15 protein-coding genes are annotated in these 18,392 nt (G+C 53.2%); all 15 read right to left on the bottom strand.

Annotation, left to right across the window (positions count from 1 at the left end):
* Nucleotides 1-7: 7 nt before the first annotated feature.
* The 15 genes from lpxD to proS all read right to left on the bottom strand — a co-directional run bounded on the left by lpxD (nt 8) and on the right by proS (nt 18,303).
* Complete coding sequence (lpxD, locus tag M9H61_RS04845; RefSeq protein WP_101246315.1) at nt 8-1,027, bottom strand: UDP-3-O-(3-hydroxymyristoyl)glucosamine N-acyltransferase; 1,020 nt, start codon at nt 1,025-1,027, stop codon at nt 8-10.
* On the bottom strand, nt 1,027-1,605 hold the full coding sequence (locus tag M9H61_RS04850; RefSeq protein ID WP_068518939.1) for an OmpH family outer membrane protein: 579 nt from the start codon (nt 1,603-1,605) through the stop codon (nt 1,027-1,029). The genes lpxD and M9H61_RS04850 overlap by 1 nt, the downstream gene beginning before the upstream one ends.
* Nucleotides 1,605-3,932: an outer membrane protein assembly factor BamA gene (gene bamA, locus M9H61_RS04855; RefSeq protein ID WP_250283700.1), complete on the bottom strand. Its 2,328-nt coding sequence runs from the start codon at nt 3,930-3,932 to the stop codon at nt 1,605-1,607. Before bamA ends, M9H61_RS04850 begins: the two co-directional genes overlap by 1 nt.
* Nucleotides 3,932-5,035, bottom strand: a complete 1,104-nt coding sequence (rseP, locus tag M9H61_RS04860) for an RIP metalloprotease RseP (RefSeq protein WP_250283702.1) — start codon at nt 5,033-5,035, stop codon at nt 3,932-3,934. Before rseP ends, bamA begins: the two co-directional genes overlap by 1 nt.
* A gap of 38 nt (nt 5,036-5,073) precedes the next feature.
* Complete coding sequence (locus tag M9H61_RS04865) at nt 5,074-6,234, bottom strand: 1-deoxy-D-xylulose-5-phosphate reductoisomerase (protein WP_250283704.1); 1,161 nt, start codon at nt 6,232-6,234, stop codon at nt 5,074-5,076.
* Between the two features lie 39 nt (nt 6,235-6,273).
* A complete protein-coding gene (locus M9H61_RS04870; protein WP_250283706.1) occupies nt 6,274-7,092 on the bottom strand; it encodes a phosphatidate cytidylyltransferase in 819 nt (272 codons plus the stop codon).
* On the bottom strand, nt 7,079-7,819 hold the full coding sequence (locus M9H61_RS04875; RefSeq protein ID WP_250283708.1) for an isoprenyl transferase: 741 nt from the start codon (nt 7,817-7,819) through the stop codon (nt 7,079-7,081). The genes M9H61_RS04870 and M9H61_RS04875 overlap by 14 nt, the downstream gene beginning before the upstream one ends.
* Before the next feature lie 2 nt (nt 7,820-7,821).
* On the bottom strand, nt 7,822-8,385 hold the full coding sequence (frr, locus tag M9H61_RS04880; RefSeq protein ID WP_068518934.1) for a ribosome recycling factor: 564 nt from the start codon (nt 8,383-8,385) through the stop codon (nt 7,822-7,824).
* A 2-nt stretch (nt 8,386-8,387) separates the two neighbouring features.
* Nucleotides 8,388-9,119, bottom strand: a complete 732-nt coding sequence (gene pyrH / locus M9H61_RS04885; RefSeq protein ID WP_068518933.1) for a UMP kinase — start codon at nt 9,117-9,119, stop codon at nt 8,388-8,390.
* Nucleotides 9,120-9,285: 166 nt separating this feature from the next.
* A complete protein-coding gene (gene tsf, locus M9H61_RS04890) occupies nt 9,286-10,209 on the bottom strand; it encodes a translation elongation factor Ts (RefSeq protein WP_068518932.1) in 924 nt (307 codons plus the stop codon).
* A gap of 86 nt (nt 10,210-10,295) precedes the next feature.
* A complete protein-coding gene (gene rpsB, locus M9H61_RS04895) occupies nt 10,296-11,075 on the bottom strand; it encodes a 30S ribosomal protein S2 (protein WP_068518931.1) in 780 nt (259 codons plus the stop codon).
* A gap of 231 nt (nt 11,076-11,306) precedes the next feature.
* Nucleotides 11,307-14,792 (bottom strand): DNA polymerase III subunit alpha, encoded by a 3,486-nt coding sequence (dnaE, locus tag M9H61_RS04900; RefSeq protein WP_250283710.1) that lies wholly within the window; start codon nt 14,790-14,792, stop codon nt 11,307-11,309.
* A gap of 99 nt (nt 14,793-14,891) precedes the next feature.
* The gene (locus M9H61_RS04905) at nt 14,892-15,626 is read right to left on the bottom strand and encodes an ABC transporter ATP-binding protein (RefSeq protein WP_114113330.1); all 735 of its coding nucleotides are present in this window, start codon (nt 15,624-15,626) and stop codon (nt 14,892-14,894) included.
* On the bottom strand, nt 15,619-16,869 hold the full coding sequence (locus tag M9H61_RS04910) for a lipoprotein-releasing ABC transporter permease subunit (RefSeq protein ID WP_250283712.1): 1,251 nt from the start codon (nt 16,867-16,869) through the stop codon (nt 15,619-15,621). The genes M9H61_RS04905 and M9H61_RS04910 overlap by 8 nt, the downstream gene beginning before the upstream one ends.
* Nucleotides 16,870-16,983: 114 nt before the next feature.
* Nucleotides 16,984-18,303 carry a proline--tRNA ligase gene (proS, locus tag M9H61_RS04915; RefSeq protein ID WP_250283714.1) on the bottom strand — a complete coding sequence of 440 codons (1,320 nt, stop codon included), beginning with the start codon at nt 18,301-18,303 and terminating at the stop codon, nt 16,984-16,986.
* Nucleotides 18,304-18,392 lie beyond the last annotated feature (89 nt).

The following is an 18,392-nucleotide window of genomic DNA, read 5'->3' on the forward strand; positions in this document are numbered from 1 at the left end:
GTAGCCCTTATTTCTTTTTTCGTATCAGACGGGACAAGGCCACCGTCTGTTTATGATATTCCATGACCGGAACAGCAGGACTTCCGCCAACTGTTTCCCCCGGCCCGATATTTTTCATGACACCCGATTGGGCAGCAACCTTGGCGCCATCGCCAATTTCAAGATGGCCGGTGATCCCGGCCTGCCCGGCAAGAACCACAAAATTGCCAAGCTTGGTCGATCCCGAAATGCCGACCTGGGATACGATAACACATCCCATACCCATTTCGACGTTATGGCCGATTTGCACCAGATTGTCGATACGGCAACCATTGCCGATAACGGTATCCGGGCCTGCACCACGATCAATCGTGGAATTCGACCCGACCTCGACATCATTGCCAATTACAACGCGGCCCAGCTGTGGCACTTTTACGTGCCCTTGCGGGCCCATAGCAAAGCCAAACCCATCCTGACCGATACGCGCACCAGGATAAATCAGGCAAAGATTGCCAATCAGGCTGTGACTGATTGATGCATTTGCCCCGATCCGGCATCCCGCACCAATAACCACACCCTTGCCGATTACCGCATTGGCTTCGATGATGGTTCCATCACCGATTTCGCAATTCGCACCGATAACGGCCCCGGCATCGACCTGCACGCCTTTTCCAAGCTTGGCAGACGGGTCAACAACCGCGAATTCGGAAATGGAACCATTTCCGGTCTCGAACGGGTAAAACGCCGTCGCAGCCTTGGCATAGGCACGATATGGATCGTTGGTCGTAAACAGGACCATGTCCTTTGGTGCACGGTCGGCAAACTCGGGCCGGACAAAGCACGCGCCGGCTTTGCTATTGATAAACGCATCAATGTATTTGCGGTTATCAAAGAAGCTCAGGATCGTGCTGTCGGCATTTTGCAGCGGCGAAACATCATCAAACACGCGGTCGCGATCAGGAGCATTTACAACATCTGCTCCCGTCAGCTCGGCAATTTGCGCGACGCTGAATGGTCCTTTGCGGCTAAAAAAACGGGAATCAGCCATCAGGAGCCTTCCTTGAACTCAACCTTGATCGTCGGCACTTTTTTATTGATCCGGTCAAACACTTCCTTGCTGGCATTCATTGCATTGGCAAAGATAATCACCTGAGCCTGATGCAGGACGAGCGTTGCGCGGCGCTCTTCAGCCAGACCGGCAATAACCTCGTTCAATGCTTTCTGGAAAGTTGCCTGACTTTCGGCAAGCGCCTGATCAAGTACACGGCTGCGTCCCTGGGCAAACTTCTGGAATGCTGCGACCTTTTGCTGGAACTGCTTTTGCTTTTCCTGATAGACGTCAGCAGCAAGCAAAGTGCGCTGTTGCGCCAGTTGCTTTTCCTCTTCGCGCAGCGCCTGCTGACGCGTTTCGATATCCTGCTGATAGGTTACCTGACGCTCGCGAATTTGCTTTTTCACGTCCTGCATGGCCGATGCTTCACGCATGATGCCCGCATAATCGACAATCATGACCGATGCGACGGTTTCCGGATTTGGCGTTTCTTGCGCCTGGGCCTGCGGAACCATTGCGGCACCAAAAACGAGTGCGGACGCAACGAGAATTTTCTGGAACGACTTTTTCATCATTAGAATCTGGTTCCGAAGTTAAGTCGGAACACTTCCTCTTTGTCGTGGTCTTCTTTCAGGATGGCTTGGGAAAGATCGACACCGATCGGGCCGAACGGCGATTCCCAACCAACACCGACACCGACCGATCCACGGATGGATCCGGTGTCATAAATTTCACCGGCACGCGCACCGTCAACGCCTTCGGATGAGCCGAAGTCACTGAATACGCGCCCTTTCAGGGCAAACTCGGACGGCAAACCAAGCGGGAAGTCCATCTGGACAGACCCGGTGTAATACATCTTGCCACCCAGGGAGTCACCCGTTGCGATATCACGCGGGCCTACACCGGCGGATTCGAAACCGCGAAGGTTGGAACCACCAACCATAAAGCGCTGGGAAATGCGGGTGTCATCACCGATACCAAAGATATAACCGGTACCGGCACGGGTCGAGAGAACCCATTCGTGCTCGCGATCAAGGGGATAGTAATAACCGCCCTCAAGTCGCGTACGGAGATAGGTCTCGTCCCCGCCAAGGCCCGCAAAATCGTTGGACAAGCGCCCAAAATAGCCCTCGGTCGGGGCGACGGCGCTGTCACGCTTGTCATAAGTCAGCGTGTGACCAATGGCGGATTCAACAAATTCGGTTTCTTCTGCCAACAGCAGACGTGATGCTTCATCTTCGTCGATGTCGGAATAGCTGTTTTGCTCAAGCGTGTAGCGGAACGAATGAGACAGGTCTTCGGTATATTTGAAGCCGGCACGAAGACGTCCACCAGTCTGCTCTTCATCGTACGAGCTTTCGTCCTGGTTATCCTCTTCACGACGATAAACATCGAAACCGGCGGCGACTTCACGATCCAAGAAATAAGGCTCGGTGAAGGACAAATCGATTTGCTGATCCGTGGAACCCAAAGTGAAGTTAAGTCGCAGATCCTGGCCTTTACCAAGAAGGTTGCGTTCACGAATACCCAACTGCCCGAAAGCACCGTTATCCGTGCCGTAACCTGCCCCGATCGAAAATTCGCCGGTCGATTTTTCTTCAACATCGACTTCAAGGATGGTTTGATCCGGCGTCTGGCCCGGAAGCGTTTTGACATCAACCGATTTGAAGAAGTTCAGGTTTTCAATACGCTGCTTTGAACGCTTCATTTTCGAACTGCTGAATGCGTCGCCTTCAACCAGACGGAATTCACGTCGAATAACTTCATCAAGCGTCCTGACGTTGCCGACAACATCAATCCGTTCGACATAGACCTTGGGTCCTTCGGCAATCGTGAAGGTCAAATCGATGGTACCGGTTTCGCGGTTGCGCTGAACACTCGGGCGGATATCGATAAAGGCATAGCCCTGATCGCCGACACTGTTGGTCAATGCATCAACAGCATCATCGACCATGGTCGCGTTATACCATTCGTCTTTTTCGATCTCGACCAATGGCAACAGGGAGTCCGCATCGATTTTGTCGATCTGCGATACGATCTTTACATCGCCAAAGCGATATCGCTGTCCCTCGCTCACCGTATAGGTAATGAAGAAATCGGAACGATCCGGCGTCAGTTCCGCCACAGATGACAGAACCTGAAAATCGGCATACCCCGCCGACAAATAGAAGCGACGGAGCAATTCACGGTCAAAGGTCACACGATCGGGATCGTAGTTGTCATCGGATGTCAGAATTTTCCACCACGCACTTTCGGTGGTACGGATGACATCGGAAAGCTCACCGTCATCAAACGCCTTGTTGCCGACGAAATTGATCTTGCGAACACCGGTTGCTTCGCCTTCATCAACTTCAAAGACCAGATCAACGCGGTTCTGGTCGAGCTGAATGACTTTGGGATCAACAGTTGCCGCAAAACGCCCGCTTCGGCGATACAATTCCAGAATACGCTGGACATCTGCCTGAACCTTGGTCCGGGTATAAACAACACGCGGACGCAACTGCAACTCGGCACTGAGAACATCGTCTTTCAGACGATTGTTACCTTCAAATGCAATGCGGTTGATAATCGGGTTTTCAACAACGTTTACCTTCAACACACCCTGGTTGAAGCTGAACGACACGTCTGCGAACAGACCGGTCGAGAACAATGCCTTGAGGGAATCATTGATCTGGCGGGCGTCATAGGAATCACCGGGTGCAACGGTCAGATACGCGTTGACGGTACCGCTTTCAATTCGATTGTTGCCTTCGACCTGAATTTCGCGAATCAGGCCGGAATTCTGTTGGGCATATGCTGCCACCGGAATAACAATTGGCGCTGTACCGCCAAGCAGTGCCGCAGCCAGTGCGGCCGCTTTTACCTTACGCAGCAAGTTAACCCCCCTGTTGCTGTCATTCATTAGCCAGCAAGTCCTTTGAGGAAACTGAAGACACCCAATTGCGTCAAATCGTTCCACGTTGCGAAAATGATTAAGCTGAATACCAAACCAGCGCCGATACGGAAACCATATTCTTGTGCTTTTGCCCCCAATGGCTTACCGCGAATTGCCTCGATCGCGTAAAACACAAGATGCCCGCCATCAAGAACAGGTACCGGCATCAGATTGATCAACCCAAGACTGATTGAAAGATAGCCCATAAAGAACAGAAGAGGTCCTAGGCCCCCTTCGGCCACCTGCCCCGACATCTGTGCAATCCGGATCGGCCCACCAAGCTCAGAGCTATCGCGATCACCGCTGATCATTTCACCAAGGGCGGCAAAAGTTTGCGTTGTCAGTGAATAGAATGTCTCAAACGCCCGGCTTACGGCATCGATCACGCCGTCCCGACTGGTGTCAAAGGCCCCTGCTGTAATGCCCAAACGCCCAAAGGTCTGAGTTTGACCGTTTTCATCGGCAGTGATTGCCTCTGGCGTTACAGAAAGATCGATCTGCTGGCCATCACGAAGAACAGTAATCGAAAGTGTTTGCGCCGGATGGGCGCGAACGATTTCCGAGAGTTCAGAGAACCATTGAACGCTTTCACCATCAATTGCCGTGATCTGATCATCACTGAGCAAGCCGGCGGTCGCAGCCGGACTGTCATCAAGCACATCCCCAACGACAGGCAGCGCGCGCTGTTGGCCAACAGCGGCAAACAAGAATGTAAAGACAACAATGGCAAAGATGAAATTTGCAAACGGCCCAGCGAATACGATGGCTGCGCGTGCAGCAACACTTTTGTGATGGAAGGCGTATTTTTCTTCCTCGGCATCAAGATCATCGCGCTGACCGGCACTTGCCGGGTTCATGTCGCCAAACATCTTCACATAACCGCCAAGCGGGATCAGGCTTACTTTCCAGCGCGTACCTTTTTTATCTTTCCAGCCGAACAATTCCGGCCCGAAACCAATGGAAAATGCTTCGACTTTGACCCCGTTCTTGATGGCGACCCAATAGTGACCGTATTCGTGAACGAACACGAGAACCGACAGAACAAAAAGAAAGGCAAGTAAGGTTTCCATCAAGACGTCCCTTGTCCGGAAAAACCGGAAATTTCAACTTAAACAGCAGCGATACAGGCAGCCGTTTCACGGCGCACCATCGCATCTGTCTCAAACACCTGTTCCAGATCGGTCAATCGATGACTGCCGATCTTGTTCATCACAGTCTCGACAATTCCCGCAACATCCAGGAATCCTATCTGATCGCGCAAGAAGGCCTCAACCGCAACTTCATTTGCGCCGTTCAGGACAGTAGGCAGTGTACCACCTTCCTGCAAGGCCTGGCGTGCCAAACGCAATGCAGGAAAGCGTTCTGTATCCGGTTGTTGGAAGTTCAACCCTCCGATCGTGGCAAAATCAAGACGAGGTACATCGACCTTGATCCTTTCCGGCCATGCCAGCGCATAGGCGATCGGGGTTCGCATATCCGGTGAACCGAGTTGCGCAAGTACCGAACCATCGCAATATTCGACCATACTATGCACAACCGATTGAGGATGAACAACAATTTCAATCTTGTCTTCCCGTACTGGGAAAAGATGCCAGGCTTCGATCAGCTCCAGCCCCTTGTTCATCATCGTCGCAGAGTCGATTGAGATTTTCGCCCCCATATCCCAATTTGGGTGGGCAAGCGCCTGTGCACGGGTCACCGACTTCATGTTGTCCAGGGACCATTCGCGAAACGGTCCGCCTGAAGCCGTCAGCAATATGCGATCAACCTGGTGTTCCGAACGGTCTTCTAGAACCTGGAAAATAGCACTATGTTCCGAATCAACCGGAATGAGTGTCGCCCCATGTTGCGCAACTTCTGCCGTCATAAGGGCACCGGCGCAGACAAGGGTTTCCTTGTTGGCCAAACCGACACGTGCCCCGCGCCGGATTGCCGCCAATGTAGGTTTCAAGCCGGCAGCGCCAACAATAGCAGCAATAACAATATCGGACGGGCGCTGAGCGGCATCAATCAGGGCACTTTCACCTGCACCGGCTTCGATACCCGATCCGGCAAGCGCATCGCACAGCTCATCATAAAGGTTAGGATCGCCAATCACCGCGAATTTTGCCGACAGATCCCTGGCGATTTGCGCCAAGGCCTCAACATTGCGGTGTGCTGTCACTGCATCGACGCTATATTTGTCCGCGTGGCTTTTGAGAATATCAACCGTACTGGTCCCGATTGAACCGGTCACGCCAAAAACACTGACGGATTTCTTCAAACTCATCAAACACCTGTAAAAAAAGCGGTCGCTGGTTCAACCGCCCTATCGCAGTGCTAGCCCTGCGAAACAGATAATAACAAAGGCAACCGGAAACACCGACAGCATCCCGTCAGCGCGATCAAGCAGGCCCCCATGCCCCGGGATCAGGTTGCTGCTGTCCTTGACTGCGAACCGACGTTTGAGCGCCGATTCACCAAGGTCGCCAACCTGTGCGACCACAGCAAGCAACATGCTGACACCAACAATCATCCAGTTGATTGCATCGGCACTGAAATAGGTGACAATTGCGCCAATCAAACCCGCACACACCATACCACCAATCAGCCCCGCCCACGTCTTTTTCGGACTGAAACGCGGTGCAAGCTTCGGCCCGCCGATCATCTTTCCAAAAGCGTAGCCCCCCGTATCGGTGGCCCAGACAAGGAAGAACAACCACATGATGGTCAGCAATCCGTCATGATCCTGATTGCGCAACCAAAGTGCCGCCAATGCAGCAAGCGATACATACAGAATGCCAAAACCGGCAAGGAACCAATTCTTGCCCGACCGGGCAGCGCCAATGATGACGCTGATAGCAAGCGGCATCACGATATATTCTTCCTGGCCGGTCATTTGCATCAACATCGCAACACCAAGTGCCACAGCAGCAACAACCGAAATGCCATTATAGTTTGCCCGCGCGCACATGCGCGACCATTCCCACATCATACCCGCGGAAAAAGCAAACAGCAGAATATCGAAATATGGTGATCCAAACCACACAGCGGCAACAGCCACCGGGGTCATAACCAGCGCAGAAAGAATGCGCGGCTTCAATCCGGAATTATTATCTTTGAGACGTTCGGTTTCAGATGACTGCACCAAAACGCCGCTCCCGTCCGGCAAAGTTGTCAATGGCTTTTTCCAGATGGTTACGGTCGAAATCCGGCCACAATACGTCTTCGAAAACGAATTCTGTATAGGCGGACTGCCACAAAAGGAAATTGCTGATACGCTGCTCGCCACTGGTCCTGATCAACAAATCAGGATCAGGAATCCCGACTGTGGACAGGTTCTGTTCAATCAGATCTTCGGTAATCGCGTCTACCGAAATTTCCCCGGATGCGACCTTTTTGGCAATTTCACGCATCGCCTGGGTCAATTCGGCACGCGCGCCATAGCTAAGTGCGATTGTAAGATTAAGCCGCGAATTGCCACTGGTTGCGCTTTCGGCCTTATCAAGCAAAGCACGGATATCATCTGCAAACCGCGACCGGTCACCGATAATCCGGATTTTCACACCATTTTTCTGCAAGGTGGAAAGCTCGCGCTTGATAAACAGGCGCAGCAAGCCCATCAGGTCACTTACTTCACTTTCCGGGCGTTTCCAGTTCTCGGTCGAAAATCCGTACAGCGTCAGATACTCGATACCGAGTTCGACAGATGCCTCGATCGTACGACGCACGGCCTCGACGCCTGCGCGATGCCCCATTGTACGAGGACGCCCGCGGCTACGCGCCCAACGCCCGTTGCCATCCATGATGATGGCAACGTGACGCGGGACAATTTGCGTATCTGACGGTTGGGTTTGCGAAGAAAGCACAGCCATAATCAGACTTGCATGATTTCCTGTTCTTTGTGCGACAGCGCTTCGTCGATCTCGCCGATGACCTTGTCAGTCAGCTTCTGGATCTCTTTTTCTTCGCTGTGCAGCTCGTCTTTGGAAATCTCGCTGTCTTTTTCCCATTTTTTGAGCTGGTCCATACCGTCACGACGGACGTTACGTACGGAAATCTTGGCCTGTTCAGCGTATTTGCCAGCAACTTTGGACAATTCAGCACGACGTTCTTCGTTCAGCGGCGGAATCGGCACGCGCACGAGAGTTCCGTCAGCAGCCGGGTTCAGGCCAAGACCCGAATCACGAATGGCTTTTTCAACGGATTTGACCATGGACTTATCCCATACCTGAACCGAAAGCATACGCGGCTCGGGAACGCTAACAGACGCCACCTGGTTAAGCGGGGTCGGAACGCCATAGGCTTCAACCATGACCGGCTCAAGAAGGCTCACACTGGCTCGTCCGGTCCGCAAACCGGTGAATTCCTTGTGCAACACTTCGACAGCCCCTTCCATACGGCGGGACAGGTCCTTTTTTAGGCCAGCAACGTCAGACACGTTCAGTCTCCATTCGAAATAATCGTAAACGTCCCCTTCGCAGTAACGACGTCTGCAAAGGCACCCGGATTATGCAAAGAAAATACGATAACCGGAATATCATTTTCGCGTGCCAAAGAAATAGCCGATGCATCCATCACACGCAAATCTTTGGACAAAACTTCCATATAGGTCAGTTGATCATAGCGTTCCGCAGTCGGGTCCGTTTTCGGGTCTGCGGTATAAACACCGTCAACCTGCGTCCCCTTAAGCAGGGCATCACAGCCCATCTCAACCGCACGCAAAGCAGCAGCGGTATCGGTGGTAAAGAACGGGTTGCCCGTCCCGGCTGCAAAGATGACGACGCGGCCCTTTTCCATGTGACGAACAGCACGACGGCGGATATAGGGTTCGCAAACAGAGGACATCGGGATCGCGGACTGCACACGGGTCTGAACCCCGTGGCGCTCAAGCGCGTTCTGAACCGCAAGCGCATTCATGATGGTCGCAAGCATGCCCATATAGTCGGCGGTTGCGCGTTCCATCCCTTGTGAGGCGCCCTTGACGCCGCGGAAAATATTCCCACCGCCAATCACCATGCAAACTTCGGCACCCATGTCATGAACGGCTTTGATTTCGCTGGCAATCCGGTCAACCGTTTCAGGATCAATTCCGTATTGCTGTTTCCCTAAAAGCCCCTCACCCGAGAGCTTAAGAAGAACGCGGCGAAATTTCAGTTGGCCGTTTTCTGCCATATCTCAATGCCTCTTAAATGCCGATGTAGCGCACTGCCCCGGATCGGGAAATGCAAAATTCAGATATAAAAAGACCGGCGAGTAACAGGGCGGATATGCGCTGCCGACCTCGCCGGTCTGGATCATACACGAAATGATGACGAACGCACCATTCCGATCAGATGTTTTATTTGTTCAGCTGCTCAGCAACTTCTGCAGCAAAGTCTTTTTCTTCGCGCTCGATGCCTTCACCGAGTTCGAAGCGAACAAAGCCCTTCAGGGTGATCGGCTTGCCAGCTTCTTTGGCAGCGTTTTCGATCACGGCTTTGACTTTGCTTTCACCGTCAATAACGAAGGTCTGTTCAACCAGAACGACCTGCTCGTAATATTTACGGATACGACCTTCGATCATCTTTTCGATGATTTCTGCCGGACGGCCGGATTCTTTGGCCTGCTCGGTCAGAACGGCTTTTTCACGCTCGACCAGTTCCGGATCCAGATCATCAACCGTTGCCGATGCCGGGTTGGTTGCTGCAATGTGCATTGCAATCTGTTTGCCCAGGCCTTCGAGAACAGCAGCATCAGCTTCGGATTCCAGAGCAACCAGAACGCCGATCTTGCCGAGGTTTGCAGCAACAGCCGAGTGGATGTAGGACGCAACAACGCCTTTTTCCACCGACAGGCCAGCCGAACGACGCAGGGACATGTTTTCGCCGATGGTGGCGATCATGTGGGTAACCTGCTCTTCGACGTTACGCGACGTACCCGGGAACGCAGCAGCTTTAAGGGTATCGATGTCGCCATTTGCCGAAACAGCCTGTACTGCGATTTCGCTGACGAATTTCTGGAAGTCTTCGTTACGCGAAACGAAGTCGGTTTCCGAGTTCAGCTCGACAACTGCACCTTTGGTGCCGTCAACAGCAACAGCAACCAGACCTTCGGCAGCAACACGGCCAGCTTTCTTGGCAGCAGCAGCAAGACCTTTGGTACGCAGCCAGTCAACAGCTGCTTCAAGGTTACCATCGGTTTCAGACAGCGCTTTTTTGCAATCCATCATGCCAGCGCCGGTGGTTTCGCGAAGCTCTTTTACGAGAGCAGCGGTAATAGCCATTTTTTAAGCCCCTATTACGCGATCAGGTGAACACCTAACAAAACGGCGGCATGCTAGCCGCCGTTTCATCAGGTACAAAATGAAACTTATGCGGAAGCTTCTTCTGCAGCGTCAGCTGCGGCAGCTGCTTCGGCCGGAACTTCTTCCGCTTCGCCGAGATCTGCGCCAGAAGCAGTCATTTCTTCCTGGATACCGTCCAGAACAGAACCGACGAACAGGTCGCAATACAGCTGGATCGCACGGATCGCATCGTCGTTGCCCGGAACCGGGTACTGGATGTTTGCCGGATCAGAGTTGGAGTCGAGGATTGCAACGACCGGAATGTTCAGGTTCTTGGCATCCTGGATGGCAAGAGATTCTTTGTTGGTGTCGACCACGACGATGATGTCCGGAAGACCACCCATGTCCTTGATACCGCCAAGCGCGCGCTCAAGCTTATCGCGCGAACGGGTCAGGTTCAGGATTTCTTTTTTGGTCAGACCTTCTGCACCAGAAGACAGGATTTCTTCCTGTTCTTTAAGGCGCTTGATCGAGTTGGAAACGGTGTTCCAGTTGGTCAGCATGCCGCCGAGCCAGCGATGGTTCACATAGTACTGGCCGCAACGCTTTGCAGCGTCTGCGATGATCGGGGAAGCCTGACGCTTGGTACCGACGAAAAGAACACGACCACCAGATGCGGTAACGTCACGAACTGCCTGCATCGCGCGATGCAGCATCGGAACGGTTTCCTGCAGGTTCAGAATGTGGATGTCGTTACGTGCACCAAAGATGAATTTTTTCATCTTCGGGTTCCAACGGCGGGTGTGGTGACCAAAGTGGACACCAGCTTCCATGAGCTGGCGCATGGTAAAGGTTGGCAATGCCATAATAGTTCCTACCTTTTTCCGGTTAATACCTCCGCGAAAGGGAATCTCATGCCTCATGCATGAAACACCGGATGGACGAGTTGCCATATGACGGCAGTCGCCGCTCTTTCGCGTGCGATGTTCGGGGCGGGTTTTAATCCCGTCCCGACAAGAATGCAAGCCCTAAAGTACGCATTTCTGCGCGATCCGGGAACCTTTGCCCGACACGCGGACAGTTTCGACGTCAAATCATCAGATTTCTTCGGCGAATTCCACACCCGGAATTGCGCCAATCGCACCAATCAGCGACGGCCCGACCTTGTATTTGTCTTCAAGTTCAATTTCGGCCATGCGACCGTCATCGCAGACAGATGAAAGCGTCACGAGCCCCCGTCCCTTGCCGGCATCGGCAAGAAGCTGACAAATTTCCGGTACGGGGTCAGGACGATTGAGGCGAATACGAATACCCTCGGCCGCGCCAGCAACAGCCTGTTCAAGATCCTCAACGCGCTGTCCCTGGATGCGCAGCTGTCCTTCGCGCATTTCCGCTGCCACAATCAACAGAACAGGCCGCCCCGCATTGATGATTTCCTTATAAGCCGCCCATGCTTCTGCCCAGAAGGCAACCTCGAAGCTTCCGGTCGGGTCCGAGAACATGACAAAGGCAAACTTTGACCCGTTCTTTTTTGAAATCATTTCACGCGCATTGATCAATGTCCCGGCAAGACGAATGGCGCCCTTGTTCTGGGCACGCATGCGCGCGGGCAGTTCCTTGATCGGGGCAATACCGATCCGCTGGATGCTTTTGCCAAATGTATCAAGCGGATGTGCTGACAGATAGAAACCGATGGCGGAAAATTCCTCGGTCAGTTTTTCCATCGGCACCCAGTCACGATCATCAGGCAGGCGGATCTTGTCCTTGCCAAAGCCGCTGCTGTCACCAAACATCGAAATCTGATCATCATTGCGCGCCTGCATTTCACGCTGCGCGACGGCAATCACCTTATCGACATTTTCAAACATGACCTTGCGGTTGGGCGTCAGACAATCAAGCGCCCCTGCCCGCACAAGGTTTTCAAGCAGACGTTTGTTGACAGCGCGACTGTCGATGCGTGATGCGAAATCGGTAATGTCCTTGAACGGACCGTTGGCTTCGCGTTCGGCGACAAGGCTTTCCATCGCCGCATCACCGACATTTCGAACCGCCGCCAGCGCGTATCGGATTTTGCGAACCCCGTCATGGTTTTCAACCGAAAACGCCACCTGGGAATTATTGACACATGGTGGCAGAATTTCGATCTCAAGCCGTTCGACCTCCTGCTTGAACACCGCCAGTTTTTCGGTGTTATGCATATCGAGCGTCATGAGAGCAGCCATGAACTCGACCGGATAGTTCGCCTTCAGATAGGCAGTCTGATACGCCACGAGCGCATAGGCCGCCGCGTGCGATTTGTTAAAGCCGTAGGATGCGAACTTTGCGACCTGATCAAAGATATCAGACGCCTGGGCACGATCGACGCCGTTCTTTTCGGAACCATCAACAAACAGCCCGCGCTGTTTTTCCATTTCTTCGGCAATTTTCTTACCCATTGCGCGACGCAACAGGTCAGCACCACCAAGCGAATAACCCGCCATGATCTGGGCAAGCTGCATGACCTGCTCCTGATAGATCATGATGCCATAGGTTTCTTCGAGGATCGGCTGCAACATCGGGTGCATATAGTCAGGTTCTTCCTGACCGTGCTTACGCGCGATGTAATGGGGAATGTTATCCATCGGCCCCGGACGATACAGGGCCACAACAGCGATAATGTCTTCTAGCGTATCTGGCTTCAGGCCGCGCAACACGTCCTGCATCCCCTGGGATTCAAGCTGGAACACGCCAACCGTTTCGGCTGCAGACAAAAGCTTGAACGCCGCACGATCATCAAGCGGAATAGCCCCGATATCAAAGTTTTGCGGGACATCCTTGCGCTGACGCATCAGGTTGACGGCCTCGATAATCACCGTCAGCGTCTTAAGACCCAGGAAGTCGAACTTCACCAGACCGGCATTTTCAACAAACTTCATGTTGAACTGGGTTACCGGCATGTCCGAGCGCGGATCACGATAAAGCGGGACCAGCGCGTCAAGATCGCGGTCACCAATCACAACACCGGCGGCATGAGTCGAGGAGTTACGATAAAGACCTTCGATCTGCATGGCGATCGACAGCAGTCGGTCAATGTCCGGGTCTTCGCGCGCAATACGCCGCAAATCCGGTTCCATATCGATCCCTTCCTTAAGCGGGATCGGTTTGGCCGGGTCGCCCGGGATCATTTTACAGATTTTATCGACATAACCATACGGGATGCTCAACACACGCCCGACGTCGCGCACGGCTGCCTTTGCCTGCAACTTACCGAATGTGATGATCTGGGCCACGCGGTCATGGCCATATTTCTTTTGCACATATTCGATAACTTCGCCGCGCCGGTCCTGACAGAAATCGACGTCAAAGTCGGGCATGGACACACGTTCCGGATTAAGGAAACGTTCGAACAGCAACGAGAACCGCAAAGGATCAAGGTCGGTAATCAAAAGCGCATATGCAACCAGCGAACCGGCACCCGAACCACGACCCGGTCCGACCGGAATGTCATGATCCTTCGCCCACTGGATAAAGTCGGCAACGATCAGGAAGTAACCCGGGAACCCCATCTGGTTGATGATGCCCAGCTCATAATCCAGACGTTCCCAATACGGTTTGGCGATTTCTTCTTTTTCGGCATCCGACATGTCTTCGGTAAAGACATATTTTTCAAGGCGGCCTTTCAACCCTTCCTCTGACATGTGACGCAGTTCGTCGACCTCTGTCCGGCCTTCACCGCAATCAAATGGCGGCAAGATCGGGTCAATTTTTTCGACATGCCAGGAACAGCGTTTGGCGATCAGAAGTGTGTTGTCACAGGCTTCGGGAATATCGGCAAACAGTTCGCGCATTTCTGCTGCGGTTTTAAACCGATGATCGGGCGTCAGTTTCCAGCGATCTTCCTGGCCGACAACCGCCCCCTGCCCGATACAGATGAAGACGTCGTGGGCTTCATACATATCTGCCGACGGGAAGTAGCAGTTATTGGTCGCAACCAGTGGAACATCATGATCATAGGCAAGCTTGATCAGCCCCGGTTCCACCAGGTCTTCCAGTTCCTCGCCATGGCGTTGCAGTTCGATATAAAGCCGGTTGCCAAAAATATCCTTGAGCTGCGCAAGACATTCTTCGGCCTTTTCAACCTGTTCATCGGCCAGCAAGCGGGCCAGCGGACCAGTCGGGCCGCCTGTCAAACAGATGATATGTCCGGAATATTTCCGAATATGGTCATAAAGCGCCTTGGGCTCGCTCCCGGCTTCGGACGTCATATGGGCGCGTGACACGATTTTCAGAAGATTGAAATAACCTTCCTTGTTCTGGGCAATCAGCACCAGTCGATCGGGCATCGGTTCACGGGCAATTTTGCCAACGGCCGGTTTATCACCAAACCGCTCGACCCCCATCTGGACACCCAGGATCGGCTGCACGCCACCACCACTCAGTACGCCGGCAAAGTCAAGAGCACCGAACATATTGTCGGTATCGGTCATCGCAACGGCGGGCTGGCCATCGGCTGCACAAAGTTTGGCAAGCTCCTTCGTCGTGATGGCACCTTCGGCAAGCGAATAGTTGGTGTGAACACGAAGATGGACGAAACCGTTTTCCATCGAAGTCTAACCCCGGAAAATAAGACAAAAGGCAGGTAAAGCGCCGCTTTGCTAGAATGCGAAGCGACGCTGGAAATCAGCTTAAAGAATTTTGACCGATTAGGAAAGTTCAGCCCGGTCAAGTTCGATCAGATGACCATCGCGCAGGGTCACAACCCGATCCATCTGGCGCGCCAGTTCCGGGTTATGGGTCGCAATCAGCGACGCCAGACCGGTTTCACGCACCAGTGCCATCAACATGCCAAACACCGTATCGGCAGTATGCGGATCAAGGTTACCGGTCGGTTCATCAGCAAACAGCACATCGGGCACATTGGCCAGTGCACGCGCAATGGCAACGCGTTGCTGTTCACCACCTGACAGACGCGCAGGACGATGATCGGCGCGTTTTTCCAGACCAAGGCACCGCAGAAGTTCGAGACCGCGTTCTTCGGCCTCGGACCGTTTCAGCCCATTGATCATTTGCGGCATGACCACATTTTCCAAGGCCGAAAATTCCGGCAGCAAATGATGGTACTGATACACAAAGCCGATATGGTTCCGGCGCATTTCGGTCCGCGCAAGGTCCGACAGATCCGTGCTACGCTTTCCACCAATGGAAACCAGCCCGCCATCGGGTTTTTCCAAAAGTCCGGCAATCTGCAAAAGCGTTGACTTGCCCGCACCCGACGGACCGACAAGCGCAACAATTTCGCCTTGATGGATTTCAAGATCGACCGATTTCAGAATTTCGAGCTGATCCGGACCCTGATTGAAAATGCGATCAATCTTTTCCAGACGCAGCACGACATTGCGCGAACGTTGTTCAGCAGTGGTTTTGATAAGATCACTCATAACGCAGGGCCTCCACCGGATCGAGGCGTGATGCGCGCCATGCCGGATACACGGTCGCAAGGAACGACAGGCTCAGCGACATGATGCAAACCATTACCACTTCGCCAACATCCATATCTGCCGGAAGCTGCGACAGGAAATAGATCTCGGCGTTAAACAGATCGGTTCCGGTCAGGCTCTGGATGAACTGACGGATATTTTCGATATTCAGACAGAACAGAACCCCGATGATCAGGCCACTGATCGTGCCCAAGACACCAATTGATGCCCCGGCCAGGAAAAAGACCTTCATGATCGACTGGCGGGTTGCCCCCATCGTCCGCAGGATCGCTATATCGCGCCCCTTGTCCTTTACCAGCATCACCATGCCCGAAATGATGTTAAAGGCCGCGACCAGAATGATCAGCGTCAGGATCAGGAACATGACATTGCGTTCCACCTGAAGCGCGTTAAAGAATCCGGCATTGGATTGCTGCCAGTTTACAAGGCGCAGACTTTCACCGGAAAGAGTTGTCAGCAACTGGTCCATGGTATCGTCAAGCGCCGATATATCATCAAGCATCACTTCGAAATGCGTGATCTTTTCGGGCAGACGGAAATAGACCTGGGCTGCTGATAGCGGCATGAAGATAAAGCCGCTGTCATATTCATACATGCCGATGTCAAACAGACCGGCGACCTTATATGCACGCACCCGCGGCACGGCACCAAATGCCGTCACATTGCCCTTGGGCGATATCAGATTGACCGTATCGCCAACCCCGACCCCAAGTTTCATGGCAAGACGTGCGCCCATGATCACGGTGTCATCGCCCTTGAAATCATCAAGGGATCCGAAAACGATATTGTCGGCAATGGTTTTGCGTTTCTTGACGTCTTCGGGGCGCATGCCGCGCACAATAGCGCCCGATGCGCGACCATTTTTGGACGCCATGACCTGGCCTTCGACCACCGGCACCGTCATCATGACATTGCCGTTTTCAGCGATCTGCTTTTCGATGTTGGCATAATCACCAATGCCGCCATTGCCCTGGGCATAAACTGAAATATGCCCATTCAGCCCCAAAATACGGCCAAGCAATTCGGCGCGGAAACCGTTCATCACCGACATCACGATAATCAGCGTTGCAACACCAAGCATGATGCCAAGCAACGAAAAGATGGCGATGACGGAAACAAAGCCTTCCTGCCGACGTGGACGCAGGTAGCGGAAGGCCACCATACGTTCGAACGGACTGAACATGGGCAATCTATCCTTGTGGAAGCGGGTCGGGAAACGGTTTGAACAGGTTAAGATATATCCAGAACCGGAAATGGCAACGGGGCAGCAATCGCTGCCCCGTTTGAACAAGGTCTATCAGGCGCTGATCTGATTCAGAGCCGCTTCGAAAGTGACTTCTGTTTTTTCACCGGTTCTGCGGTTTTTCAATTCGACAACACCGTTTTTAAGGCCCTTCGGACCGATCACGATCTGCCATGGCAGACCGATCAGGTCCATATCGGCAAACTTGCCGCCAGCACGGATATCGCGGTCATCATAAAGAACCTCGACACCGGCATTGGTCAGCTTGCCATAGGCATCTTCACAGGCGGCATCGCATTCGTCATCGCCCGTACGCAGGTTGATCAAACCAACCTTGTAGGGTGCAACCGCATCCGGCCAGACGATGCCGTTTTCATCATGCGATGCTTCGATCAGTGCGCCAACCAGACGCGAAACGCCAATACCGTACGATCCCATCATGACCGGCACTTCCTTGCCATCCGGGCCCAGAACAGTCGCGCCCATCGGTTCGGAATATTTGGTGCCGAAATGGAAGATATGGCCAACTTCGATACCGCGCGTCGCAATCAGGTCGTCGCCGGAAATCGGGCTGTTGTCCGCATCGTGCTTTTCTTCGGTCGCGGCATAGTCAACCAGCGTACCCTGCACCCAGTTTTCAAGTGCAGTGCGGTCATTAAGGTCAACGCCCTTGCCGCTCAGATCCTTGTCCAGCCACTTCTTGTCGCAGAAGACTTCGCTTTCGCCGGTATCGGCAAGAATGATGAATTCGTGGCTCAAATCACCGCCGATCGGCCCGGTATCGGCCACCATCGGGATCGCCTTGACACCAAGACGGGTAAAGGTGCGGCAATAAGCCAGGAACATCTTGTTATAGGCGTGACGCGAACTTTCGTAATCGATATCAAAAGAATAGGCATCTTTCATCAGGAATTCACGACCACGCATCACGCCAAAGCGCGGGCGGATCTCGTCGCGGAATTTCCACTGAATATGATACATCAGCTGCGGCAGCTGCTTGTAGGAGCGGATATCCTTGCGGAAGATATCGGTGATCGCTTCCTCGTTGGTCGGACCAAACAGCATCTTGCGATCATGACGGTCGGTGATGCGCAGCATCTCAAGACCGTAATCGTCATAACGACCACTTTCCTGCCACAGCTCGGCCGGCTGAATGGTCGGCATCAGCAATTCGTTGCAACCAACGGAGTCCTGTTCTTCACGAACGATCTGCTCGATCTTTTTGAGAACACGGTAACCAAGCGGCAACCATGAATAAATCCCGGCCGTGAGCTGACGGACCATACCGGCACGCAGCATCAAACGATGAGAAGCAATCTGTGCTTCTGACGGGGTTTCCTTCAGGGTCGGCAGGAAGAACTGGGAAAGACGCATCAATGCCTCGTGATGATCAAATCTGAATATTTGGGTGTTTGAATACCTTGCCCGGAAAATGCGACAGAGCTGCCCGAAACGCAAGCCGG

The sequence above is a fragment of the Thalassospira sp. GO-4 genome, from assembly GCF_023588965.1.
Lineage (GTDB): Bacteria > Pseudomonadota > Alphaproteobacteria > Rhodospirillales > Thalassospiraceae > Thalassospira > Thalassospira povalilytica.

What these genes read in the sequence shown, in the direction of transcription:
- lpxD (WP_101246315.1), bottom strand. Translation starts at nt 1,027, where the DNA reads ATGGCTGATTCCCGTTTTTTTAGCCGCAAAGGACCATTCAGCGTCGCG.
- M9H61_RS04850 (WP_068518939.1), bottom strand. Translation starts at nt 1,605, where the DNA reads ATGATGAAAAAGTCGTTCCAGAAAATTCTCGTTGCGTCCGCACTCGTT.
- bamA (WP_250283700.1), bottom strand. Translation starts at nt 3,932, where the DNA reads ATGAATGACAGCAACAGGGGGGTTAACTTGCTGCGTAAGGTAAAAGCG.
- rseP (WP_250283702.1), bottom strand. Translation starts at nt 5,035, where the DNA reads ATGGAAACCTTACTTGCCTTTCTTTTTGTTCTGTCGGTTCTCGTGTTC.
- M9H61_RS04865 (WP_250283704.1), bottom strand. Translation starts at nt 6,234, where the DNA reads ATGAGTTTGAAGAAATCCGTCAGTGTTTTTGGCGTGACCGGTTCAATC.
- M9H61_RS04875 (WP_250283708.1), bottom strand. Translation starts at nt 7,819, where the DNA reads ATGGCTGTGCTTTCTTCGCAAACCCAACCGTCAGATACGCAAATTGTC.
- pyrH (WP_068518933.1), bottom strand. Translation starts at nt 9,119, where the DNA reads ATGGCAGAAAACGGCCAACTGAAATTTCGCCGCGTTCTTCTTAAGCTC.
- tsf (WP_068518932.1), bottom strand. Translation starts at nt 10,209, where the DNA reads ATGGCTATTACCGCTGCTCTCGTAAAAGAGCTTCGCGAAACCACCGGC.
- rpsB (WP_068518931.1), bottom strand. Translation starts at nt 11,075, where the DNA reads ATGGCATTGCCAACCTTTACCATGCGCCAGCTCATGGAAGCTGGTGTC.
- dnaE (WP_250283710.1), bottom strand. Translation starts at nt 14,792, where the DNA reads ATGGAAAACGGTTTCGTCCATCTTCGTGTTCACACCAACTATTCGCTT.
- M9H61_RS04905 (WP_114113330.1), bottom strand. Translation starts at nt 15,626, where the DNA reads ATGAGTGATCTTATCAAAACCACTGCTGAACAACGTTCGCGCAATGTC.
- M9H61_RS04910 (WP_250283712.1), bottom strand. Translation starts at nt 16,869, where the DNA reads ATGTTCAGTCCGTTCGAACGTATGGTGGCCTTCCGCTACCTGCGTCCA.
- proS (WP_250283714.1), bottom strand. Translation starts at nt 18,303, where the DNA reads ATGCGTCTTTCCCAGTTCTTCCTGCCGACCCTGAAGGAAACCCCGTCA.